This window comes from Paenibacillus guangzhouensis (assembly GCF_009363075.1).
Classification (GTDB): domain Bacteria; phylum Bacillota; class Bacilli; order Paenibacillales; family Paenibacillaceae; genus Paenibacillus_K; species Paenibacillus_K guangzhouensis.
Genome location: NZ_CP045293.1, coordinates 4,600,577 through 4,625,518, shown reverse-complemented (window position 1 = coordinate 4,625,518; position 24,942 = coordinate 4,600,577). Strand labels below are relative to the sequence as shown.

At 50.0% G+C, this 24,942-nt stretch carries 24 protein-coding genes; 22 read left to right on the top strand and 2 right to left on the bottom strand.

Going from position 1 to position 24,942, the window contains the following annotated elements; translation table 11 throughout:
* The first annotated feature begins 265 nt into the window (after nt 1-265).
* From GCU39_RS20735 to GCU39_RS20715, 5 genes are all read left to right on the top strand, one after another.
* Nucleotides 266-4,429, top strand: coding sequence for a S8 family serine peptidase (locus GCU39_RS20735; protein WP_152395260.1), 4,164 nt, complete (start codon nt 266-268; stop codon nt 4,427-4,429).
* 265 nt (nt 4,430-4,694) lie between these two features.
* Complete coding sequence (locus tag GCU39_RS20730) at nt 4,695-5,576, top strand: ABC transporter ATP-binding protein (protein ID WP_152395259.1); 882 nt, start codon at nt 4,695-4,697, stop codon at nt 5,574-5,576.
* Nucleotides 5,577-5,640: 64 nt separating this feature from the next.
* On the top strand, nt 5,641-6,381 hold the full coding sequence (locus GCU39_RS20725; protein ID WP_152395258.1) for an ABC transporter permease: 741 nt from the start codon (nt 5,641-5,643) through the stop codon (nt 6,379-6,381).
* Nucleotides 6,382-7,563, top strand: a complete 1,182-nt coding sequence (locus GCU39_RS20720; protein ID WP_152395257.1) for a sensor histidine kinase — start codon at nt 6,382-6,384, stop codon at nt 7,561-7,563.
* A gap of 6 nt (nt 7,564-7,569) precedes the next feature.
* Nucleotides 7,570-8,175: a response regulator transcription factor gene (locus GCU39_RS20715; protein ID WP_152395256.1), complete on the top strand. Its 606-nt coding sequence runs from the start codon at nt 7,570-7,572 to the stop codon at nt 8,173-8,175.
* Nucleotides 8,176-8,295: 120 nt separating this feature from the next.
* Here GCU39_RS20715 and GCU39_RS20710 read toward each other — a convergent pair whose 3' ends face one another.
* Nucleotides 8,296-8,862, bottom strand: a complete 567-nt coding sequence (locus GCU39_RS20710; RefSeq protein WP_193726571.1) for a hypothetical protein — start codon at nt 8,860-8,862, stop codon at nt 8,296-8,298.
* 499 nt (nt 8,863-9,361) lie between these two features.
* A complete protein-coding gene (locus GCU39_RS20705) occupies nt 9,362-10,192 on the bottom strand; it encodes an AraC family transcriptional regulator (protein WP_227793283.1) in 831 nt (276 codons plus the stop codon).
* Between the two features lie 126 nt (nt 10,193-10,318).
* Between GCU39_RS20705 and GCU39_RS20700 the strand changes: the two genes are divergently transcribed.
* From GCU39_RS20700 to GCU39_RS20620, 17 genes are all read left to right on the top strand, one after another.
* Nucleotides 10,319-11,647 (top strand): alpha-L-fucosidase, encoded by a 1,329-nt coding sequence (locus GCU39_RS20700; RefSeq protein ID WP_152395253.1) that lies wholly within the window; start codon nt 10,319-10,321, stop codon nt 11,645-11,647.
* A gap of 173 nt (nt 11,648-11,820) precedes the next feature.
* Complete coding sequence (locus tag GCU39_RS20695; protein ID WP_152395252.1) at nt 11,821-12,282, top strand: RrF2 family transcriptional regulator; 462 nt, start codon at nt 11,821-11,823, stop codon at nt 12,280-12,282.
* Between the two features lie 103 nt (nt 12,283-12,385).
* Nucleotides 12,386-13,030, top strand: a complete 645-nt coding sequence (locus GCU39_RS20690) for a nitroreductase family protein (protein ID WP_152395251.1) — start codon at nt 12,386-12,388, stop codon at nt 13,028-13,030.
* A gap of 190 nt (nt 13,031-13,220) precedes the next feature.
* Nucleotides 13,221-14,186 carry a metal ABC transporter solute-binding protein, Zn/Mn family gene (locus tag GCU39_RS20685; protein WP_152395250.1) on the top strand — a complete coding sequence of 322 codons (966 nt, stop codon included), beginning with the start codon at nt 13,221-13,223 and terminating at the stop codon, nt 14,184-14,186.
* A 36-nt stretch (nt 14,187-14,222) separates the two neighbouring features.
* The gene (locus GCU39_RS20680; protein ID WP_152395249.1) at nt 14,223-15,005 is read left to right on the top strand and encodes a metal ABC transporter ATP-binding protein; all 783 of its coding nucleotides are present in this window, start codon (nt 14,223-14,225) and stop codon (nt 15,003-15,005) included.
* Nucleotides 15,006-15,010: 5 nt separating this feature from the next.
* Nucleotides 15,011-15,967, top strand: coding sequence for a metal ABC transporter permease (locus GCU39_RS20675; protein WP_407671574.1), 957 nt, complete (start codon nt 15,011-15,013; stop codon nt 15,965-15,967).
* Nucleotides 15,964-16,845 (top strand): metal ABC transporter permease, encoded by an 882-nt coding sequence (locus tag GCU39_RS20670; protein WP_152395248.1) that lies wholly within the window; start codon nt 15,964-15,966, stop codon nt 16,843-16,845. Before GCU39_RS20675 ends, GCU39_RS20670 begins: the two co-directional genes overlap by 4 nt.
* A 441-nt stretch (nt 16,846-17,286) precedes the next feature.
* The gene (locus GCU39_RS20665) at nt 17,287-18,057 is read left to right on the top strand and encodes a DeoR/GlpR family DNA-binding transcription regulator (RefSeq protein WP_152395247.1); all 771 of its coding nucleotides are present in this window, start codon (nt 17,287-17,289) and stop codon (nt 18,055-18,057) included.
* 15 nt (nt 18,058-18,072) lie between these two features.
* A complete protein-coding gene (locus tag GCU39_RS20660; RefSeq protein ID WP_152395246.1) occupies nt 18,073-19,074 on the top strand; it encodes a PHP domain-containing protein in 1,002 nt (333 codons plus the stop codon).
* Nucleotides 19,075-19,121: 47 nt separating this feature from the next.
* Entirely contained in the window at nt 19,122-19,334 is a 213-nt protein-coding gene (locus tag GCU39_RS20655) for a hypothetical protein (RefSeq protein WP_152395245.1), read from the top strand.
* Between the two features lie 93 nt (nt 19,335-19,427).
* Complete coding sequence (locus GCU39_RS20650) at nt 19,428-19,820, top strand: RNA polymerase sigma factor (protein WP_152395244.1); 393 nt, start codon at nt 19,428-19,430, stop codon at nt 19,818-19,820.
* A gap of 16 nt (nt 19,821-19,836) precedes the next feature.
* Nucleotides 19,837-20,376 carry a bactofilin family protein gene (locus GCU39_RS20645; protein ID WP_152395243.1) on the top strand — a complete coding sequence of 180 codons (540 nt, stop codon included), beginning with the start codon at nt 19,837-19,839 and terminating at the stop codon, nt 20,374-20,376.
* 207 nt (nt 20,377-20,583) lie between these two features.
* The gene (locus GCU39_RS20640; protein ID WP_152395242.1) at nt 20,584-21,159 is read left to right on the top strand and encodes a sigma-70 family RNA polymerase sigma factor; all 576 of its coding nucleotides are present in this window, start codon (nt 20,584-20,586) and stop codon (nt 21,157-21,159) included.
* A complete protein-coding gene (locus GCU39_RS20635) occupies nt 21,149-21,973 on the top strand; it encodes a hypothetical protein (protein WP_152395241.1) in 825 nt (274 codons plus the stop codon). The genes GCU39_RS20640 and GCU39_RS20635 overlap by 11 nt, the downstream gene beginning before the upstream one ends.
* The gene (locus GCU39_RS20630) at nt 21,970-22,842 is read left to right on the top strand and encodes a carbohydrate ABC transporter permease (protein ID WP_193726570.1); all 873 of its coding nucleotides are present in this window, start codon (nt 21,970-21,972) and stop codon (nt 22,840-22,842) included. Before GCU39_RS20635 ends, GCU39_RS20630 begins: the two co-directional genes overlap by 4 nt.
* 13 nt (nt 22,843-22,855) lie before the next feature.
* Nucleotides 22,856-23,734, top strand: a complete 879-nt coding sequence (locus GCU39_RS20625; protein ID WP_152395240.1) for a carbohydrate ABC transporter permease — start codon at nt 22,856-22,858, stop codon at nt 23,732-23,734.
* Nucleotides 23,735-23,759: 25 nt separating this feature from the next.
* Entirely contained in the window at nt 23,760-24,920 is a 1,161-nt protein-coding gene (locus GCU39_RS20620; protein WP_152395239.1) for an efflux RND transporter periplasmic adaptor subunit, read from the top strand.
* The last annotated feature ends 22 nt before the right edge of the window (nt 24,921-24,942 follow it).

The window sequence follows — 24,942 nt, the reverse complement described above, 5'->3', positions numbered from 1 at the left end:
GTATTATGTTGTAATTTGCATTTAACTCCTTGTTCGAGATAGGGCAGGGAGTTTTTTTAGTATAAATCTCTAATCTATCAATTAACGTGATTAATAAATGTAAAAATTTACAAATAATTATAGAATTTATATTAAACCAGTGGTAGAATCTACATACCATTTATTCGCTAGTTTTGGAGGGTAATTGGTATAAAAGTGGAAAGGAGTTCATCTGTGTTTTTTGGTAGTGTAATCAAACGATTCTATTACGAATGGAGAGTTTGTAATGAAGAGAAAACGATTATCTCGTAAACTACCGATGCTTACACTTGCTCTAGGACTGACAATCGGTACCCTTCCTGGACTTGCATCAGCTGAGAACACGACGAATTTTCAATTACCAAGTCATCAAGTAACCAGCATGCTGGCAGAAGCACTTCAGCCAACGTATGTTTCCCCGCAAATCAATACAAAGTCAACGAATAAGGTGCGAGTGATTGTTCAGCTTACCGGGCAACCTGCAGCGGTAGGAAAATATGCGGCAAAGCAAGGGATTAGTTCGCTCGCTTCGACGGCGACAGAGTCAGCGGTGAAGTCTCAGCAAGCCGATGTACTGGATGAAGCGTCAGATCAAGGAATCAACTTGCAAGTGAATTATACGTACAATACAGTTCTGAATGGATTTGAAGTGACAATACCAGCCAATGAGATTCCAACACTTGCACAGATCCCTGGCGTGAAATCAATTCAAGAGAATCGGACATGGTATGCGATGCCAATCGAGACATCCGATACTAACGCTGCGGACCCTGTCTATGATTCTTTTCCGCTAGAACAGATCGGAGCCAATAAAGCATGGGCTAAAGATCTGACGGGCGCAGGGCTCAAAGTGGGCGTCATTGATACGGGTGTGGATTATACTCACCCTGATATCGCACCAGCTTATAAAGGTGGCTATGACTCATTCTATAACGATAATGATCCTTATGAAGAAGTTCCATTAACGGTTGAAGAAGATGTAGATTATCACAAAGGTTTCCCAGGTACATCCCACGGTACACATGTATCGGGGACGATTGTGGGGCGATTTGCCAACAAATCGGGTGATGTCGCACAAAGAGGCGTCGCTTATGATGCCGAATTATATGTATACAAGGTACTTGGACGTAATTTGGAACAACCAACAAGAGCATCAGGCTCCTCGGCACAAGTTATTGACGGGATTGAACGCGCCGTCAAGGACGGGATGGATGTCATTAACTTATCGCTTGGTTCCGATGCCGAGAAGGATGTTAATTCACCAGATGCAATCGCGATCAACAATGCTGTACTGACGGGAGTTATAGCCGTTATAGCGAACGGAAATGCCGGGCCGGGCTACTTCACGATGGGAGCCCCAGCGACATCGCAGCTTGCAATAGCGGTAGGTGCTGTGACAAGCGGTACCAAAACATTCGCGGGTGTAGTTACGCCAAGCATGCATTATCCGGATCCTTCGGTTACTAGCGTTACATATATGACATATGGTTATAACGTGATGGCTTGGGAGACAGGGCGAGAAGATTTCGTGAATATTATTGGAACGTCTCCTCAGGAGGTTGTCTATGCGGGGCTTGGAGCAAAGGCTGATTATGACGGTAAGAATGTCACAGGTAAAATCGTACTCGTATCTCGAGGATCATATGCCTTCGTTGATAAAATCAAGGAAGCAAAAGCACAGGGAGCAAAAGCAATTGCGATCTTTAATGGCAGGGCGCTGGCTAGTGATCCTACCCAGGCCGACTTAAGTGAGAAGATCTCGCCTACCCTTGATACTTATTATGGGGGGAACTTCGGAGACAGTTACGAGTTTATTCCGACGTTTGATATGAAAGGTGAACAAGGCCGAGCGCTTGCTAGAACGATTCTTGAGAATCCTGGAGCCTCACTTCATTTTGAAATCGATAAAAAGATTACGACTGGTGCAATTTCTGGCGATAAACTAGCAGATTTCACTTCATGGGGACCAAATGGGGATACGAATTTGAGCATCAAGCCTGATATTATGGGTCCGGGTGTGAATGTGTTGTCGACATGGCCTGCGTATGGCAAGGGCAAACCGGGAGTGTCTTATGCGAAGGCATACAATCGGATCAGCGGGACGAGTATGGCGACGCCTCATGTGGCAGGCTTAGCTTTATTGTTGAAGCAAGCTCACCCAACCTGGTCGCCTTTTGATATCCGAGCTGCACTTGCCAATACAGCAGAGGTGCTGCCAGGATACGATGTTTACCAGCAAGGTCCGGGTCGTGCTGATGTAGACCGTGCGTTGGAGACGCCTGCACTACTGCAAGCGCTTGAACCAATTACGATTTTGGACAAAAACTACAAACCGCAGAACGTGATTAATTATAACCCATCGGCGAGTTTTGGCGTGGTGTCTCCGGGAACACAGCCATCAGTAAAGACACTGCAACTAAAAAATATGAGTTCAAAAGAGATGACGTATACAGCTTCATTAGTATGGAATACCCCTGGCATAGATGTTAAATTGAGTCAGGATGTCATTCAGGTCTCTGCTAATCATGCATCGTCGTTCCAACTAAAACTAACAGTTGGTAAAGACGTACCAAACGAGAAATGGTATGGGGGACAAGTTCGACTTACGAGCCCTGGAGCTCCTGACTTGCATTTGCCATTCGTTGTACGCGTTGGCGATTCCACGCCTGAGACGGGGTTCGGTGTCCAAGAGGTTGCTCTAACGAATGCGACCATTTATCCGAACCGCAGTCAGAAATCAACGACTCTCTCTTTCAGACTAACAACCAATGATGTGAATCTATTGGAAGCTGACGTCGTTGACCTGAATGACGTGACGATAGGAGTCTTTGATCAGATGGTGAAAGATAATTTGGCTGATCGGTTCGCCAAGGGTGTATATTCGTTTAATCTTACAAATGAATACTACCCCGTTGATAGCAAAGGGAAACTTGTGTTAGATGCTACAGGTAATCCGACCAAAGCTTACTTGAAAGATGGCATATACAAAATCGTTGCTGTTGGACAGCAAGTTGATGAAGAAGGAAATGTGATTGAGGACGAGGATGATAATCGAATCGAATACTATGGTTATACATCATTCCGCGTCGATAACTCGACAGGTGGCGGAACGACGCCAGATCCAGGCACGGGTTCAGGTTCAGGATCTAGTCCAAGTCCGTCTACGCCTTCACCTACACCTACAGCAACTGTAACGCCGGTTGCGGGTGCGGTCATTGATCAAGGCTTGAAGCAAGTTACGGTGAGCTCGAAATCGGCGACAGCCGATGGTGTAACGACAGTGACGATTGCGGACAGCGATCTGAAAAAGGCCGTTGAATCGGCGGGCAGTTCATCCGCAGCATTCATTCTCACCGGATCTGCGAACGCAGGCACTGCAACGAAGTTGACGTTGACGGCGGAACAGATCAAGCAGCTTCAAGCGATGCCATCGAAGAACGTCATGGTCGTCAGTGCAGCAGGATCGGCGATTTCGATCCCTGTCTCCGTGTTTACCAAAGCGCCAGCAGGCCAAGGATTTGAGTTGGTCGTGAAGCAGGTTGAAGATGCAAAAGCGAAGTTCGCGGCAAAGCTGCCTGGTGCGAAGGTACTGGGTACGCCGGTTGCATTCGAAGCATCCTGGGTGAAAGATTCAACAAGGACAGCGGTTCAAGTGCCGCATGCAACATTTATCAAGCGTTCGTTCTCTATTCCAGGCACAGTGGAACCGAATACGGCAGGAGTATTATTCGAAGAGAGCGGCCTAATTACACCTGTGGCATCGGTGTTCACACCGCAAAAAGACGGCACGACGATTGTAACTGTATCACGTCCTGGCTTCTCGTTATTTGCTGCGGTAAGCCGTACGGTGAAGTTCGATGATATTGCTGCATCGTGGGCTGCATCAGATATAACGGCATTAGCGAACAAGTTGATTATCGATGGAACTTCTGAGACGTCATTTGCACCGAAGAACAACTTAACTCGCGCTGAGTTCACGGCATTGTTGGTTCGCTCGCTTGGCTTGCGGACGAACTCTGCCGCTCCGACCTTCTCGGATGTGAAGGGCTTCGAGTGGTATGCAAGTGATATCGCAGCTGCATCGCAAGCCGGATTGATTCAAGGACTTGGCAATGGACAATTCGCTCCGAATGCGAATGTGACGCGTCAAGAGCTAACGGTCATTTTGGCACGTGCGTTGAAGTTAACGGGTATTGAATTAAAAGCATCTAACCCGTCGTTCCAAGGCTATTCGGATGATGACCAAATCTCCGATTATGCAAAGGAAAGTGTGAAGGCATTGTCCTCGGCAGGCATTATTGACGGAGACGATGCGCAAAAAGGGCAGTTCCTTCCGACAATGGCAACGACGCGTGAGACGGTTGCTGCTGCGCTTCATCAATTGCTAACCAAAATCAAGTTTATCGACTAGTCGCTAGAACGATAATCGCAAAACAGCCTCCATCAGGATGATTCCTGATGGGGCTGTTTTTTTGTTATGTCATGTTACCGAGGCCCCCCGCAAAGTATCTGAATTACTTCGAAGCCAAAGTGCCACTTTATGCGGATATTGCATTTCTGACATTTGTCATATGGAATCTCTGACATCGTCCACTAACTCGTGTCCCTCGCGATCCCCTACAATAAAGTCATAAGGAACACGCAACAACAACACTTACGATAAAGGATGATTAACCATGACATATGCAATTGAAGTTAAAGATCTCGTGAAGAAGTTCGGTGCTTTTCAAGCAGTAGACCATATTAGCATGACATTCGAGCCTGGAAAGATTACAGCATTGCTCGGACCGAATGGCGCAGGGAAGACGACGACGATCTCGATGATTCTCGGGCTCCTGAAGCCAACATCTGGAGGTATTCAAGTGTTGGGTCAACCGGCGGGGACCAAGGCCCTGCGTGAACGGGTCGGGGCGATGATGCAAGATGCGAAAGCTCCAGACGGGCTGCGAGTGGATGAAGTCCTCCAATTGTTCCGCAGCTACTACAAGAAGCCGCTCTCGCTCGAGCAGCTGCTCGACATCTCAGGGCTGCATGGCGAAGCGAAAAAACGCGCGTCCTCGTTATCCGGTGGACAACGCCGACGTCTTGCGTTTGCACAGTGCCTTGCAGGTGACCCAGAGCTGATCCTGCTGGATGAACCGACGGTCGGCATGGATATTGAAGCACGCGGCCGCTTCTGGGATACGATTCGCGCGATGGCGGCACGAGGACGAACGATAATCCTTACAACGCATGACCTGGAGGAAGCGGATGCTGTGGCGGATTATATCACGATGATCGCCAAAGGACGCGTCGTCGCGGAAGGCACGCCGGCCGCCTTGAAAGCCCAAACTGCGCTGCGCACGATTTCTTTTCACACACAGACGATCGTTACAGAAGCTGAACTGCTCACGCTGCCTGGAGTAGAGAAGGTAGAGATCACGGGTGCCCGCATTCGATTGCATGTTCAAGATACGGATCAGATCCTCGCGGAACTGTTTAAATCGTCCTGGGGCGTTTCGGATATCGATGTCTCCTCAGCGAAGCTCGGGGATGCGTTCCGGGTATTAACACAATAAATCATTAACGATAAAAACCACCTAATTGAACAAAAACAAATGAATCTACGGAGGATGATCCCTTATGAATATGTTTATCGCACAGACCAAAGCTGAAAGTCTACGTATTATCCGCAGTCCCTTCTTCCTACTCTTCTCGATCCTCATGCCGCTCGGCTTCTACTTCTTGTTCGCCAGCTTGAATGGATCGGATATGAAAGTGCAATCGACGACGTATGCGCCATTCGCGATGATCTCGATGACTGCCTTTAGCTTAATCGGTACGGCGATGAGCCAGTTCGGTATCCGCTTGTCGTATGAGCGCCGCGATGGTTGGGTTCGCTTGTTGAAATTAACGCCATTAACAGCTTCCACATGGATTGGTAGTAAGATGGTTGCGCATATGATCGTTCATTTGCTTACGATTGCCGTTATTTTCGGCGCTGCGGGTTTGGTCTACAGCATTGATTTGTCGATTAGTCAGTGGTTGATTTGTGGTGGTTGGTTATGGGTTGGAAGTTTGCCATTCTTGGCGATGGGTTCTCTCCTCGGAACGATGAAAAATGCCGATGCGGTCATTGCGATAGCAAATATTCTTCAAATGGGTCTTGCGATTCTGGGAGGCCTATGGATGCCGCTTCATACCTTGCCTGCATGGATGCAAAATGTTGGCGAATGGCTGCCATCCTACCGTTACGCACACGGGGCATGGAATATGTTGAACGGCAGCGGCCCGGCACTCTTAGATGTTGTCATTCTCCTAGTCGTTGGTATCGTATTTATGGTATTATCAGGGTATATTCTGAATAGACGGGAAGCGTTGTAAGTGGAGAAGAGTACATGGAAGTTATTCCCGGAGCGGGAAGGGATCGTCCCTTATATCGCGCTTGCCAATTGTGTGATTCCATTGTTTTTCATGCTTCGAGAGCCTCTTGCCAGCGTATGGCCGGGGCTCCTTTTGTTTGTGGTGTTCCTTGCAGCCTACCGCGAGCAGTTCTGGAGAGTGCGTTATGTGCAGCATTTTCTGATCGTTCAACTCGCGATCATCTTGTTCTATGTCATAGCCTATGAGCCAGGATCCGCCTATCTCGGATTCATTCTGTCGTTACCGCTTAGCAAGCAGCGGCCTCGGTTTATTATGGTGGTTGCCGTTGTGTTCGCTGCCGTAACAACATGGGCATCGATTCCGTATTTTGAGAAAATTGGCTCGGTGATGCTGTTCATCCTGATTCCGCCGATCTTCGGGGTATGCATTATGCCCTTCATCATTCGCAATGCGGCGAAGTTCAAGACGATGGCGGAGCGGCTCAAAGCGGCAACCGAGCAGCTAGAGCGGATGGCGCAGCAAGAAGAGCGGCAGCGGATTGCTCGTGAACTGCATGATACGCTGGGGCACACCTTGTCGCTCATTGCGCTGAAGGGCGAGCTCACCGAGAAACTAATTCCGCGTGCGCCGGAGAAAGCGATGGCTGAAGCACGCGAGCTCACGGATACCGCAAGGGCGGCGTTGAAGCAAATGCGCGAGCTCGTGACGGAGATGCGCGTGGTGCGTCTCGCGGAGGAGTATGCGCATGCGAGGTCGTTGTGCGCTGCGGCGGGAATTGCGCTTATGATCGATGATCGTGTGTATGACGTAAAAGCGGACAAGACGGGGAATGGTGCTGAGCTTGTTTCGCAAGCCGTTCGAACACCGCTGTCGCCACTGCAAGAGACGATCCTGGCCATGAGCTTCCGCGAAGTGCTCACGAATGTCGTAAGGCATAGCCGCGCGACGGAATGTCGGGCCGAGCTGGAGATTGAAGAGGGCAGCGTGATTCTGCGCGTAACGGACAATGGACAAGGGATGGATGAACAGGAGATTAAATCGGCGAGCGGGAGCGGCATTGCAGGTCTAAGACAGCGGTTGATGCTGGTCGATGGTCATCTGACGATCCAATCGGCGCCTCATGCGGGGATGCGGATCGGACTTCATATCCCACGCACGATTCGCAGTCATCAAGGAGGTTGATCGAACATGATTCGATTGATATTAGGAGAAGATCAAGGATTATTGCGCGGAGCGCTCGCGACGTTGCTGTCGCTGGAAGATGATATTGAAGTGGTGGGTCAGGCCGAGAACGGAGAGGTCGCGTTGCAGTTGATCCATGAGCTGAAGCCGGATGTGGTCATTCTAGATATTGAGATGCCACTCAAAACGGGCCTCGATGTGGCGGAGACGATGAAGCGGGAGAACATTCCGGGTAAAGTCATGATCCTCACGACGTTCGCAAGACCGGGGTATTTGCAGCGAGGGATCGCAGCCGGCATCTCGGGTTACCTGCTGAAGGATACGCCGAGCCATGAGCTCGCGGATGCGATTCGGCAGATTCACCAAGGGAAGCGGGTCATCAGCCCCGAGCTGTCGCTCGCCGTTTGGGAGGACCCGTGCCCGCTGTCGCCGCGCGAACGCGAGGTGCTCAAATACGCGGCGCAAGGGATGACAATGCAGGACATTGGTGCGACGTTATTCCTCTCGCATGGGACGGTGCGCAACTACATGTCCGAAGCGATGAGCAAGATTGGCGCGAATACGCGGATCGAGGCGATCAGTATCGCGCACGAGAAGGGCTGGCTGGATTAGACTTCCGTTGAGATTAGGGGGCAGCTAAGCTGGCCTGATCATTGTATGGATCTTTGAAATGAGAGGCTGCCGTAAGGCGGCTTCTTTTTGCTATGGTTGCGAGTGATGGAGCGATTGGTATCAACGACATGCGATGAAGTTTCGGGTCATGTCGGTAAGGGGAGGAAATAACTGCAAAAAAGCAGTTATTGAGCTCAAAGTAGGTGGAGTATGATCAAATAACTGCAAAAAAGCAGTTATTGAGCTCAAAGTAGGTGGAGTATGATCAAATAACTGCAAAAAGGCAGTTATTGAGCTCAAAGTCGGTGAAGAATGATCAAATAACTGCAAAAAAGCAGTTATTGAGCTCAAAGCCGGAGGAGAAAGATCAAATAACTGCAAAAAAGCAGTTATTGAGCTCAAAACCGGAGGAGCATGATCAAATAACTGCAAAAAAGCAGTTATTGAGCTCAAAGTAGGTGGAGTATGATCAAATAACTGCAAAAAAGCAGTTATTGAGCTCAAAGCCGGAGGAGAAAGATCAAATAACTGCAAAAAAGCAGTTATTGAGCTCAAAGTTGGAGGAAAACGATCAAATAACTGCAAAAAAGCAGTTATTGAGCTCAAAGTAGGTGGAGTATGATCAAATAACTGCAAAAAAGCAGTTATTGAGCTCAAAGTAGGTGGAGAAAGATCAAATAACTGCAAAAAAGGCGGTTATTGAGCTCAAAGTTGGAGGAGAAAGATCAAATAACTGCAAAAAAGCAGTTATTTAGCTCAAAACCGGTAGAGAATGATCAAATAACTGCAAAAAGGTAGTTATTGTGCGTAGAATTAGCTAGACTTGTGCAAATACAGCGTGCGAACCCATCAAATGTGCATAGAAACGGGCGTGATTCTGTGTCCTTTCCATGTTCACCCACGGCTAACGAACCGTAGGATGCTTATTGCGGCGAGAATCGCAATAATTCCGCGCTAACGAATCGAGGTAACGCTATTGCGCACAAAATGGTGAAATATGCTCCCATTTTGGCCGAATAGCGTTACCAGGATTCGTTACAGCGCCGACCAGCGATTATCAGCGCGAATAAGCATCGCAGGGTTCGTTAGCGGTGTTACGCCGTGCCCAGCCTTGGGCGGCTGCAGAACCGCAAGCGCTGCGGCGAGCCCGCATTTGCGCTACGCCTCATCGCCCCCGCGCTCGCCCTTACGCATTCGTGCGAAACTGCGCGCGGTACGCCGACGGGCTGTAGCCCGTCTCCTTGCGGAAGATTTTGCCGAGATGGTTCGAGTCGTCCCAGCCCGTCGCCACCGCGATCTCCCCAATCGGCAGCGTCGTCGTGGTGAGCAGCCGCTTGGCGAGCTGAATTCGCTTCTGGCGCATATATTTGAGCGGGGGCATGCCGAAATGCTTCTTGAAATATTTGATGAAATAGTTCGGGTGCAGGTGGAACGACTTCGCAATCTGATCCACCGTAATCTGCGTATGAAGATGGCGCTCGATGTACTGTTGGATCTGGCTGAGCCGGTCGATTTCCTCGAGATGGGTGCTCAGAATCTCCACGGGCACCGACTCCAGGAAATAAGCGACGAGCTGCAGCAGGATCGCTTTCTCCTGCAGCCGAGCAGGCAAGGACTGCTGCCTCACTAACAGGGCCAATTGCTTGAACCAGGACTCGACTTGCTCGTAGTCGCCCACGTCCAGAATAAACGGCACATCCAGCCACTGGAACAGATCGAACGGGCCGACCTTGGCTGTGAAATGAATCCAATATTTGAAATACGTATTTGCGTTAATCGCCGCGTACGATTGCTCGATGTGCGCAGGCATGAGGCAGAGCTGTCCCGGCTTCGGGTAGAGCTCTTGCTCCCCGATTTGCAGCCAGCCTTCCCCCTCGCAGATGAAATACAGCTTGTTGTAATTGGGTGTATAATGCATGTCCTGCCAGTCGGGTGGACACTTCGTCAGTCGCGCTTCGAGCAGGTGAATCTGCAAATTCTGAAGCAGCTCCTCGAAGACGTTATTCATCATTCCCATGCAGTTCATCGCCGTCCTACAGAAGTTAGTTTTATACGAAAGGAGGTTATTTTCACACCTGTCCATTATACCATAGCTCTGTTAAGCTGAATGCAACGACGAATAAGAAAAGGTGGGCGAGAACAGATGATTACGACGCAAAACAAGCTTATCGAAGAGCGGACTGAGCGCACGAAATGGTTCCTGCAAGATCGGTTCGGGATGTTCATTCACTGGGGGCTATACGCGATCCCGGCGCGCGGTGAATGGGTGCGCAACGGCGAACGGTTGACAGTGGAGCAGTATCAGCCGTATTTTGACGCGTTCAATCCACAGCGATACAATCCGACAGAGTGGGCTCGCGCTGCAAAACAGGCCGGGATGAAATACGCTGTTCTTACAGCGAAGCATCATGATGGATTCTGCTTATTCGACAGCCAATTAACGGATTATAAATCGACGAATACGCCGAGCGGGCGGGATTTGGTGCGTGAGTTTTTGGATGCTTTTCGCGCGGAAGGCATCAAGGTAGGCCTCTACTATTCGATTATCGATTGGCATCATGAGGATTACCCAGCTTACGGCGATCTACATCATCCGATGCGCGATAATAAGGACTATCAGCGCGATCCGGCGACATTCCCGCGTTACCTCGAATATATGCACGGCCAAGTCAGAGAACTGCTCACCAACTACGGCAAGCTCGACATTATGTGGTTCGACTTCTCCTACGGCGAAATGAGCGGCGAGAAGTGGCGCGCGACAGAGCTGATGGAGATGATCCGCAGCATTCAGCCGCATCTGATCATCGATAACCGCCTTGAGGTGAATGATGGCCAGGCATCAATTATGACGAGCAATCCGAATGTCTATTCCGGGGATTTCTGCTCGCCGGAGCAGATCATTCCGACGGAGGGCTTAACCGACAATGAAGGGCGTTCCCTACCATGGGAAGCATGTATCACGCTCAACAACAACTGGGGTTATGCTGCGCACGACCACACGTATAAGACGCCGCAGACTGTCATTCGCAAGCTCGTGGAATGCGTCAGCAAGAACGGCAACATGCTGCTGAACGTCGGCCCGAATGCGAACGGGGAGATTCCGGTGGAGTCCCTTCGGATCTTGGAGGAAGTCGGCGAGTGGATGAACGCGAATGGCGAAAGTATCTACGGCTGCGGCAAAGCCGACCTGCCGAAACCGGACTGGGGCCGCTACACGCAGAAGGGCAATACCGTCTATGCGCACATTTATGAGGAGAATATTGGACCGATCCATTTGCCAGGATTAGCAGGCAAAATCAAACAAGCGCGCGTGCTCGCTGACGGTTCGGAAGTCTTCCTGTCACTGCCATGGAACGCTTCACAGTATTCGACGGACGCATTCATGAATTTCCATCGTCCGGAGCATTCGACGTATCCGCTGCCAGATCCGCGTAATACCGTAATTGAGCTGAAACTGATCGATGAAATGTAAATAGAGAAGATAGCTCTCGCCTTGGCGAGAGCTTTTTTGCGAAATATAAGAAACGCTTACCGTCTTTGGAAAGACGTCTGAGGTGTTTCATCTTGCCTGACGATGCTTGCTGGAAACGAACGATTGCGATACAATGCTAGGAAGCAGTGACTATCAGCGGAGGGGGAAGGAACATGGAATCGCAGCAGCCATCGAAGAAACAGCCGAAAGCCTGCCCATCGACCTACAAGACGTTCAGTTTGTCGTTACAAGCGCTCGTCATTCTTGCGAAGCATTCCAGTACATGTCCGAGCAGCGATATCGCGACGTCGATGCAATCTGAAGCAACGTTGTTGAGACGTATTCTTGCCGTCTTGGCGCGAGAACATATCATTGAGACGCGTGAAGGGCGTGAAGGTGGATACCGTCTAAGCAAGAGTCCGGAGCTCATTACACTGGCAGAAGTCTATAAAGTGCTGCAGATTGATGAAGCGCGTTGCAGCGGGATGACGGAGGCAACCGGAGAGAATTCATTCGGTATGAAAATGAAATCGGTAATGTATGATATTACGACAGAGATTGACCAGAGCGTGCTTACGGTGCTAAGCAACTACACGATTGCGGATTTGGTCGAGCGAACATGTGAGCCCGATTGACATCGTGCAATCACAGGTATATACTGTGCAATTAAGAGCACAGATAAACTATCACTTAACTGTGCGAAATATACCACAGATAGATGTGTAGGAGGAGTTAACCATGTCAACGCAAGTCGAACAGCAACAGGATTTTTTCAAGGTGCTTCATGAACGCCATTCCGTACGTTATTATGATCCTGCCGTGAAAATCTCGAAGCAAGAGATTGAGGAGCTGCTGCAGGAAGCCATTCTTGCGCCTTCTTCAAGCAATCTTCAACCGTGGCGTTTTCTTGTAATCGATGATCAAGATTTAAAAGAAAAATTGCTGCCGATCGCATATAACCAGCAACAAGTGGTTGATGCGGCTGCGGTTATTGCTGTTTTTGGAGACATGAACTGGTACCATGAAGGGGAGAAAATTTACTCCAGATCTGTGGAAGCAGGCCATATGAGCGAAGACGTGAAAAAGCAAATGATGGCCACGGTGGAGAACGGATATGACCGTATGGATGAAGCGCGGAAGAAGAAAATTGTTCATATCGATGGCGGCCTGATCAGCATGCAGCTGATGCTGGCAGCTCGTGCAAAAGGGTATGATACGGTACCGATGGGCGGATATGATGCAGCGAAATTCAACGAGATGTTCGATGTTCCGGCGCATTATGAGAACATTATGTTGATTGCCTTAGGCAAAGCAGCGAAGCCAGGTCATCCGACTGTTCGTTTATCTGTCGATGAAGTGACGCGTTGGAACAGCATGAAATAAATAGAATAGAAACGCGAGAAGCAGGGTGCATGCCCTGCTTTTTTTTGTGCCTAAAAAATTCTTTATAAAATAAATGTTGCATATGGGAAACTTTTTTGAATATAATTAAAAAAACAGAATTAGGTAAACTTATTTGTGTTAGACAAACAAATATTTATATACTAAAACATGTTGAAGGAGTAGGTGTTCCATGCAAACGAGATTATCCGTAAAGAAGGCGCCGCTTAGGCGGTTGATTATGATGGTGGTGGTGCTCAGTGCTGCAATTGCCCTCACGGCATGCGGCAATAACGATGGGAACAAAGACGGAGGCACTGACGGAAAATTAAACATCGTAGCAACGATCGGCATGATCGGCGATGTGACGGCGCAAGTCGGCGGAGATCATGTGACGGTGACATCGTTAATGGGACCGGGCGTTGACCCGCATCTATACAAGGCCTCGCAAGGGGATATGAAGAAGCTGGACGGCGCAGACATCGTGTTCTACAACGGTCTGCATCTCGAAGGGAAGATGGTCGACATTCTGGAGAAAATGAGCTCTCATAAGACAACGGTGGCTGTCTCAAAGACAATTCCTGAAGCAGAGCTCTTATCGGATCCGGTAGCAACCGATTCCCATGACCCGCATATTTGGTTCAACGTACAGAATTGGATGAAGGCAACGGAAGTCATTCGCGATTCGCTAATCGAAGCGGATAGTGCCAATGCCGAGGATTATCGTAAGAATGCAGAAGCGTATTTGCTGAAGTTAAAAGAGACGGATGGTTATGCGCGTGAACGGATTGGCCAGATTCCGGAGGCGCATCGCATTTTGGTGACGGCGCATGATGCATTCCACTATTTTGGAAAAGCCTATAACATTCAGGTGATGGGGCTGCAGGGGATTAGTACCGCATCGGAATATGGCAGCAAAGACGTGAGCGATCTGCGAGATTACCTGGTAGAGCATCAGATTAAGGCCGTGTTCGTGGAGTCCAGTGTATCCACGAAAGCGATCGAAGCGGTGATTGAAGGCGCGAAGAAGAAAGGACATACCGTCGAGATTGGCGGTGAGTTGTTCTCGGATGCGATGGGGCAACCCGGAACGAAGGAAGGCACGTACATCGGAATGGTCCGTCATAACGTGGATGTTATTGTGAAGGCGTTGAAATAGTAGCAGGTTGGCAAAAGGGAAAGAGGAGGAAAGACGATGAATCAGAGGTATCGGGGGCAGGAAGTATCCCCTCTGACGGTTGAAGGGTTGACGGTTGCCTATCAGAAGAAGCCCGTATTGCGCAATGTCTCGTTCGAGGTGCCGGAAGGCAAGTTGATTGGGATTATCGGCCCGAACGGTGCGGGGAAATCGACAATGATCAAAGCCATCTTAGGCTTGATTCCGCGCGTTAGCGGGGAGACGCAAATCTACAGCAAACCGTACAAAGAGATGCGACGCAAAGTAGGCTATGTACCGCAGCGTGAATCCGTCGATTGGGATTTCCCGACGAATGCGCTGGATGTCGTCATGATGGGACGGTACGGCCATTTGGGTTGGTTCAGACGACCGGGGGTCAAAGAGCGGGAGATCGCGATGGATTGCCTTCGCAAGGTTGGGATGGCTGATTATGCGCACCGCCAAATTTCGCAGCTCTCCGGCGGACAGCAGCAGCGGGTATTCTTAGCCAGAGCGCTTGCGCAGAACGCGGACTTATATTTCATGGATGAACCGTTCGTCGGTGTGGATGCGATGACGGAACGAGCCATTATTACATTATTAAATGAGTTAAAAGCACAAGGGAAGACCGTATTGGTCGTTCATCATGACCTTGCGACGGTTAAGGAATATTTCGATTGGGTGATGTTGTTGAATGTCGAGATGGTCGCATACGGTCCGACAGAAGATGTATTTACGAAATCGCTGCTTCACCAGACCTATGGTGGACGGCTGGCTGTATTCGATCATGAAGACGAGGCCATTCTCGTCGATTCGAGGTGAGCCTAATGATGGGATTTTCATGGTCCGTCCTGGCGGATCCGAACACGCAGTGGATCCTTATGGGATGTATGCTGCTCGGACTGATGAGCGGGATGATCGGAAGCTTCGCGTATTTGCGGAAGCAGAGCTTGATCGGTGATACACTCGCCCATGCGGCACTGCCAGGGATATGTATCGCGTTCATGCTGACCGGCGTCAAATCGCTGCCGTTATTCTTCGTCGGCGCGTTCGTATCGGGGCTTATTGCGACGTATTCGATCACCGTGATCACGCGATATACGCGGATTAAAGCCGATGCCGCGATGGGGATCGTGCTCTCGGTGTTCTTCGGGATTGGTATTGTCTTGCTCACGCAAATTCAGCATTCGCCGAACGGGAATCAGAGTGGATTGGATAAGTTCTTATTCGGTCAGGCGGCTTCGATGATTCATAGCGACGTCTACCTCATGATCGGGGTATCGGCGGTAATCGTCATTGCGTGTACATTGTTGTTCAAGGAATTTAAATTGTTAAGCTTCGATCCGGGCTTCGCGCGGGGACTGGGCTTCCCAGTAGGTCTGCTCGAGCAGCTGCTGATGTTCTTCCTCGTTATGACGGTCGTGGTCGGTATTCAAGCGGTTGGCGTCGTCTTGGTCGCAGCGCTGCTCATTACGCCAGCGGTATCGGCACGTTATTGGACCGATCGGTTAGGCGTCATGGTAGTTCTTAGCGGTGTATTCGGAGCGATCAGCGGTGTGATCGGTACCTTGATCAGTACAACGACGAGCAATTTGCCGACAGGTCCATTAAGCGTACTTGCAGCGACCACGGTGTTTGGCTTCTCCGTTTTATTCGCGCCAAGACGCGGGATATGTGCGAAGGCAATTCGCCAGATCCGGGGCAATGAAGCTATTCGTGCTGCGGAACGGGTGCGGGAAATGCAGCGCCAAGACGTTCGGTTGCGGAAGGAGGAGTCGCTATGATGGAGTTCTGGATTATTGCGACGGGCGCATTGGTAGCGACGGCTTGCGGTATTTTGGGCTGCTTCCTCGTCTTGCGCCGCATGTCCTTAATCGGGGATGCGATCAGTCACTCCGTATTGCCGGGCATTGTTATTGCCTTCATGATGAGTGGATCACGCGACTCGCTCGCGATGCTGCTTGGCGCATCGGTGCTGGGCCTCGTCACCGTATTCTTGATTCAGATGTTCCAGCAGAGCGGGCTGCAGTCCGATGCTTCGATCGGCGTCGTATTTACCGCATTGTTCGCGGTCGGTGTCGTGCTCGTGAGTCTGAATGCGAGACAGGTCGATCTGGATCTGGATTGCGTCTTGTTCGGCGAGATTGCGTATGTGCACTGGAATACGATGAGCGTGTTCGGGATCGAAGGCATTCCGAAGGCGGTATGGATTCTCGGCATCACGCTGCTCGCGATCTTCGTCGTGATTGGACTGTTCTACAAGCAGTTCAAGCTCTGCGCATTTGATCCGGCGATGGCGCTCGCATGCGGCATCCCGGTTGCCTTGTTCCATTACTTGTTGATGGGGCTGGTGTCGATGACGACGGTTGCAAGCTTCGAGAGCGTTGGCGCGATCCTCGTCGTTGGCATGCTGATTGTGCCTGCGGCGACTGCGTATCTATTAACCGAGCGCTTATCGGTGATGATCCTCTATAGCGTGCTGATCGGTATTGCTTGCGCGGTTCTTGGCTACTACGCTGCTGCGTGGCTCGATGCGTCCATTGCTGGGATGATGGTGACGGTAGCGGGGTTGATCTTCGTCATTGCGCTCATTTTCTCCCCGAGCCATGGATTGCTCATGCGGTGGGTGAAGCGTCGTCGATTGATAAGTGCAGAAGCATAGGAGATGTGTCGATAGGAAAAGAGAAGGGATGTGAGATGCTCGCATCCCTTTTTTGATGTGTGCGTACGGGGAAAACAATCCCATTGATCTCTGTTAGAGCTGGCGTAGCGCCTTTAGTGAAATGAACTGCTGCTCCTCTTTCTCCGTAAGCTGTCCGTTCAATTTGAGTCCCCAAAAAGACGCTGCGAACGAGATGCTTGGTCGTTATCCGACGGTTAATTATTTCTCCTCACATTATAGCTGTTAGCGATGGATCCATCGCTTGTAACCCATTGCATCTATTCTATCATTTTGATAAATTTGGTAAAATTTATTTGAAGATTGTCCGATAAGCATTGACACCAACAGACACAAAATCTAGAATAAATCATATGAATACAACATAAAAACAATACAAACAACCGAAAACAACATATTGACAATGATAAGGATGGAATCATAATGTCACTAACTTTTGAAGAACGAAAGAAGACGATCTTGGATTGGCTCGATAAGGATGAGAAGGTGCAGGTGCTTCCGCTCGCCGAACAGCTGAGTGTAACGACGGAGACGATACGCCGGGACCTTGATCGCCTGGAGAAGGAAGGGCGCTTGAAGAAGGTCTACGGTGGCGCGGTTAAGACGCGGGAAAATGTGATGGAACCGCCGTTCATGAAACGTTCCTTGATGCAGTCGGACGAGAAAGCCGCCATAGGCGCCTACGCAGCCTCACTCGTGCAAGAGGGGGAGACGATCATGATTGACAACGGGACGACGACGCTCGAGGTGCTTAAGGCGCTGCGGGATCGTGCCGATGTGACGGTCGTGACGCACTCAGTTCCGGTGATGCTCTATGCGATGGAGATGTTCAAGGGCCAGCTGATTTTCGTTGGGGGGCAAATGGATACTCAGGCGCAAGCAGCAACAGGATCGATGACAGAGAGCAGCTTGCAGCAGTTTAAGGTGAACAAGGCATTCATCTCGGTCGGCGGTGTGTCACTGAAGGACGGCATCAGTGATTACAACGTAAATGAGGCGAGTATCTCGCGCTGCATGATGACGCGGGCGGAGGAATCGATCGTCGTGGCGGACCATTCGAAGCTGGGCCAGAGTGCTTTTGCCAAAATTGCGGATATCAAGCAGGTATCGATGCTGATTACGGATCGTGGTTGTTCAACCGATTGGGCGCAGCAGTGGCGAGAGACGGGGAACGAAATATATATTGCAGAATAGAGGGGGAGACAGACGATGAAAGTAGATTTTCATTTCCATCTGGAAGAAGGGCCGTACGGCTCAGCATGGATTGGACGGACGGCACGCGCGTTAGAGAATGTGCATCGGGATCGGGGGACGCTGCATGCGCCATCCCATTCCTTGGCATGGGTGAACGAATTGTCGGAGCTGTTGAAGGAGCGGATGGAGACAGGCTGTTTCAGTGATACGTGGCTCGCCTATTATTTTGAAGAAGGCAAGAAGAAGGGGATCGAACGGTTCGGCATGGTGGACCATCTGTATCGGTTCACGGAGTTCCGTTCCTACTACGAGAAGCATATGGTTCTGGACGATTCACCGCTGGGACGGATGCAACAGTATTGGTTGGATCGGGTATGCGTGACGTCGATTGAGCCGTATTTGGATGCGGTGCGCCGTGCGAAGGCGGCAGGATATCCGGTATCGCTCGGCGTCGAGGCCGACTTCTTCCCTGGCGGGGATGAGGAGTTGGGCGCGCTGCTATCGCAATATGAGCTCGATTATGTTATCGGTTCGGTTCATTTCGTCGATGGCTGGGGATTCGATAATCCGGAGGCACAGGAGTTGTTCGAGAACCGCGATCTGGTGGAGCTGTATGCCAAAGGGTTTGACTATGTCAAAATGGCGGCGCGCAGCGGATTGTTCGATATTATTGCGCATTTGGACAATTTGAAAGTATTCAATTATCGGCCGGATGAGAGCCTGCTGCTGCCGCTCTATGAGGACGTGGCGAAGACGTTGAAGGAAGCGAATGTGGCGACGGAGATCAACACGGGATTGGCGTATCGTTACCCTGTGAAGGAGGCTTGTCCAAGTACATCCTTCCTGCACATCTTGAACAAACACGGCGTGCCGATCACGATGAGCTCGGATTCGCACTTCCCGGACGATATCGGGACATTGCTCGACGAGGCGATGGATCTGCTCGAAGCGGCGGGATACACCGAAGTGATCTATGTGCATGAGAAGCAGCGGATTACGGTGCCACTCCGGGATTAATATATGTGAGAAGGGAACCCCCAGTGAGGTGCACTGGGGGTTTTGTGTTGGGTATGTGCAGAGAGTCGGCGCAAGCGGTGGGTCTGAGCTGGCGGAATAACTGCAAAAAAACAGTTATTTGGCTCGAAGAATCGCTGTACGGCCGAAATAACTGCCAAAAAGCAGTTAAATGGTTCGAAAAGTCGCTGTACGGCCGAAATAACTGCCAAAAAGCAGTTAAATGGTTCGAAGAGTCGCTGTGCGGCCGAAATAACTGCTAAAAAGCAGTTAAATGGTTCGAAGAGTCGCTGTGCGGCCGAAATAACTGCTAAAAAGCAGTTATTTGGCTCGAAGAGTCGCTGTGCGACCCGCAGATGTTCCGTTCATGGCTGATGCAAATCGGAACGAACTGTTGCCGGAAATGGCTAACGAATCATAAGAAGACTCCACAAGTCGTAACCGATACGATGGAACTCGAAGCCCTACAACAGTTCCAGGTGCAGCAGCCTGCGATAACGCCAATCGAAACGACGGACCTTCGCATTGACCTTAGTAAGCTATTGAAAGAATTGCCCGACAAATATAGGAAGCCCGTATATATGCATTATGTTGAAGATATGACGATGGCGAAAATCTCGAGAATAACAGGACTACCGATGACGACCGTGAAATGGCGCATCCATCGCGGTCTCGAAATATGCCGTTTACTCGCGATGAAGCGCCAAGTAGAAGACGAGCAGCTTGAAGTGAAATCCATTTCGAAATGAGAGGAAGATTGAGAACATGATCGATTACACACCGATTATCGTACGGAGTTTGCAACAAATAGCGGAGGAGATCAATACGATTGGCCTGCATGAGACGGCGGTCCCCGCTGCGATCCAGAAATATAACAGTGTTCTCTCCATCATTCGAGAGGGTGATCCGGAGAATCGAGTCTGGGAGATTATCCAGCCGCTGGATTCAGCCCTTCACACGTCTGCAGATTTAAGCATCGCATGCAACATGCTGGAGAAAGTTGTAGAAGAGCTAAAGCGGACGGAGAACCAAACCAATGATAGCCGTGGGAGTTGGCACGTATTTAATCCTTCCAGCCCACTTGTGATCGAAGGTCATTATGAGGGGAATATTGTTGTGGATCCGGACTGCAGTTGCACGATTGAGGGATTCGTACGTGGGGATGTGATTCTACATGGTAACGCACAGCTTGTGATCGAAGGGAAGCTGGATGGGAATATCCAGGCTGACTGGGACGCGAAGATTGTGAATGAAGGTTTTTTTGAAGGTTCGGTGATTCAATTGGAACAGGAGAGCCACCATTAAGGAGGCGACGCATGGATCATTTGATACATTGAGCTGAAGTCTATATTGCATAAGAAAGGATGAGAGCGGGACACTTCGTCGATCGTGACAGGGGGGCTCGCTTTTTTGGATTTAACATTTTCCTTAATTATCCTATGATAAAATCGAACCTTTTTGAGCAAACGTGGCAATATAGGATGTAAGCTTACCAAGGAGGGCCCTTTTTTCATGAAAGATATTAATATCGAGCATTGGATTGAACGGATGAAGGAGGGGGATCCGTCTGCGTTTCAGGTGATCTATGACTGGTCATTCCCCGAAATTTATCGCTCCGCTGTCTTTCTGATGACGGAAAAAAATGAAATCGAAGATGTCATGAACGAGATTTATTTCCAGCTGTGGCGGTCCATCGATAAGTATAATGCGAAACGTCCCTTCCGATTCTGGATGCATGGCATCGCGCTAAAGCAAATACAGAAGTGGAGAACCAAGAGCTGGCGGAGGTTCCGAATTTTCGAGAAGAAGCGGCTCTTGGAGGTGGAAGAGCATCTCTTCTCCGATCGTGAGGTACTCAAGGCCGAGACCCATCAGGAGATGCTGGCTATCGTTCATCAGTTATCCTATAAACTTCGAACGGTGATTATTCTGCGTTACTATCATGACTATACCTTCGATGAAGTCGCAGAATTGCTGGGCATTCCTATAGGCACGGTCAAGTCCAGACATCACGCAGCACTAGCGAAGCTTCGCGAACTTAGCCCTAACAGCGAACTAGAAAAGGAGCAAGAACTTTATGTCCATTGAACAACAACTGCGCGATAAGCTGAAAGATTGTGCGGAAGCAATGGAAAATCCATCAGATATGCAGAAGCGCATTCAACAAAATTCTTATGAGCGTTATCGCAATGAAAAATTAAAATCAAAATCAACTTTTAAAGTGCGCATGGTTGCATGTGTGCTTGCAGTCATCCTGCTCACGCCGGTTGTCATCTATACCGGACCTGCCGTTGCGGCACAGATTCGAGCTTTGCTCAATTTCTCCGGGACGGAAGATGTGCGAAGCTTTGTCACCAAAGATAAGGATTCAGATTATGTCACGACGAACCTCTATGCGGATGAGATTAGCGGGAATCAGGCAGCACAGGCATTGCTTGCACGTATTTACCGTGGGTTCCCCGAGACGAAGAACTTCGACATCTCGAGCGCGCAAATTGCCAAAGGAATCAACGGAGGCAAGCCGATTCACCGATTGAATGTCATTTTGATGGAGAAAGGCAAGACATTCGAGGAGCCGCATCAAGAGGTGACAGCGAATGTCGATGTGGAGACGGGACAGCTTTATTTCGTTCAAGTCGTAGGCATAGAGCCGTTTGCCCCGCATCCTTCTAAATTGCAAGAATCGGAAGCGATCGCGATGGCAAACGCATTCTTGAAGCAATTGGGTCTTCCTATCGATGGGTATGAGCCCGAAGTAACAGATGTCGCTGCCGAAGGTGCACAATCGCAAGGTCATTCCATCGTCGTCTATAAACGTACGGCGGATGGCAAGGCGATGTTCCAAGTGAACCTTCAAGAAGGAAGTACAAGCGTTGCATTTTATGATCCGGAGCAGTCATGAAGCGGGTTCGTTTCCGCCGTAGAGAAGGACTGGTGGCTGTAACGTTCTTGTTGCCAAGTGCTATCGGCTTTGCTCTATTCTATCTCATTCCGTTCGGGATGGGGCTTGTCTACTCGGTGCTCAACCGTACGGTCGGCGGTTCATTTGTTGGGCTCGCGAATTATCAGGAGCTGCTGAACAGCGATTCCTATCGCAAAGCTGTCTCGAATACATTCTGGTTCACCGCGGTGAATGTCCCCCTGATGCTTGTGATGTCGCTTGGGATCGCGCTTGTGCTGAACCGGAATCTTTATCTGCGTCAATTTCTACGGATGGCTTATGTTCTGCCGTTGGTTGTGCCCGTCGCCTCCGTCGTGATGGTGTGGCAAGTGCTTTTTGATTGGAATGGATCCCTTAACGCTTGGATGCATGCTGCTGGGCTTGAGCAGATAGACTGGATGAAATCGGCCTGGGCGAGAGGTGTAATCTCCGTGTTCTACCTTTGGAAGCATATGGGCTACAACATTATTCTTTTCCTTGCAGGGCTGCAAGGCATCCCGAGAGATTACTATGAGACAGCCGATTTGGAGGGAGCGGGCAAGTGGCGACAATGTTATGGGATTACGCTTGTCTATCTAACGCCGACGATGGTCTTCGTCGTCCTGATGTCGATTATGAATACGTTCAAAATTTTCCGAGAAACATACCTGATCGCCGGAGATTACCCGCATGACAGCATCTATACCCTTCAGCACTATATGAACAATATGTTCATCGCGATGGATGTGCAGAAGCTGTCTGCGGCTGCGACGCTGATGGTGATCGGTATCTTTATCATCGTGGCGTTGCTGCTTCGGTTAGAGAAGCGATATACACAATTTATGGAATGATGCGGGAGGAAGAATGAAGAAGAAGGGTTTCATTCGGAATCTATCGGTCACACTGGTGATGGCATGCATTGGGCTTATGATGATTCTACCTATTGTGATTACTTTCACAAATTCACTCATGACGGAGCAAGAAATTCGCGGCAATTACGGACTGGTGGGTAAAATGCCAGACATTACGCAAGGGGAGCCGTCTGTATTCGTAAATCTGAAGCTTATCCCGGATTGGCTGTCCTTCGAGCAGTATGGGAACGTGTTGCTTGCGACGCCGACGTATTTGTTCATGTTATGGAACTCCATCGCTATGGTTGTGGCGATCATTGCGGGACAGACGGTTGTCAGTGCGCTGGCCGCGTACGCTTTTGCTAAGCTCCGGTTCAAGGGGAGAGAAGGTTGGTTTCGGGTGTACCTGATGACGATGCTGATGCCTTTCCAAGTGACCTTGGTTCCCAATTATATTATTGCTGACAAGCTTGGATTGATGAATAAAGCTAGTGCGATTATTTTGCCAGGGATATTCGCGGCATTCGGCGTGTTCATGCTGAGACAATTTATGCTCTCCATTCCCTATGCGCTGGTTGAAGCGGCTCAGATGGATGGTGCCGGACATTACCGCATTTTCTATCGAATTATGCTGCCTTTGATGAAGCCGGGGATTGCGGCGCTGATCGTCTTGTTGTTCGTTGATTATTGGAATATGGTCGAGCAGCCCTTGATCTTCTTGGAGGATGCATTCAAGCAGCCATTATCGCTTTATTTATCGCGCATTCATAAGGAAGCCCAGGGCAACGGTTTTGCCGCATCGATGGTCTATATGACGCCAATGGTTCTGTTGTTCGTCTATGCGGAGTCTTATTTTATCGAAGGGGTTCAGATGTCGGGGATCAAAGGGTAGCGATTGAGAGGAGAGGAGGGATCGGATGGCTACTGAGATGATAGAAACGGCGGAGTCGAGAAAAAAACGAAAAATAGCGTGGTTTTCCGGCCTGTTCATCGGATTGCTCCTTCTGCTCACCCTATCGAGCAATACATTGCTGACGATGCAATTGCCAAAGGTGCGGACCGAACTAGGGAGGCAAGGCGAGTTAGTCACCGAGTGGCGTGGCACGGCTCGGCTTATGCCTCGGCAGCAGATCGATTTATCGAACAAGCCGGAATGGACTGTTCAGAAGGTTCATGTGAAAGAGGGGGATCATGTCGCGAAGGGGCAGCCATTGATTACCTATGAGAATCCAGCGGCAGCGCAAGAAATACTGGATGCACAGGCGGGATTGGAGGAGCAGCGGCTCTCGATGGGTGGCTTGCAAGACGCCTATATTGCAGCCGTACAAAATAATGACGAGATGCAAGCGCGCAGCACGAAGCGGGAGCTGGAGCGTGCGCGAATCGCGATTGGCGTTCAGGAGCGAAAAGTGAACACGATGCAAGAGGAAGGTAGGGACCGCAGACAGATCGTTGCGCCTTTTGACGGCGTGGTGACGCGAGTGCAGGCGACGCCGCAGCTACCCTCGGGAAGCGGTGGCCCGGATGTCAGCTTAGCTAATCTGCAGCAAGGCTATCAATTCGAGATTGTCATCCCGGATGCCATGAGCCGGGAACTGCATGCCGGGGAGAAGATGAAGGTTCAAGTCGAGCATGATGGGGCTAATGTTCCGGTAGAAGGGGTCATTGCGGACATTCGGTCCTTGACCGATGCAGTTGGTGGGTCTTCCGCCCAAGAGGGGGATGGAGGGAGTGCGTCTCAGCTGGCTTCGGGTCAACGGATCACGGTGAAGGTTAAACATCCGCAGGTACAAACGAATGACCTTGTGCGCGTGGACATGACGCAATCGGAGAAGGCTGAGGGTAGTATGCTCGTATCGAATCAAGCCATCCGTCAAGAAGGGAAGAACAGCTATGTGCTTATCGTCGATGAGCGTTCAGGCCCGCTGGGTAATACATTTATCGTTCGCAAAGCTCCAGTCCGATTAGGAGGCACGAATGGTCAAGAAACTTTGGTGTTACAAGGGGCATATACGCAAGATCGCATAATCGTGGAGAGTAGTGAGCCGCTAACCGAAGGTCAGCGTATAAGGGTCTAATGTGATCTGGGCCGCATTGATT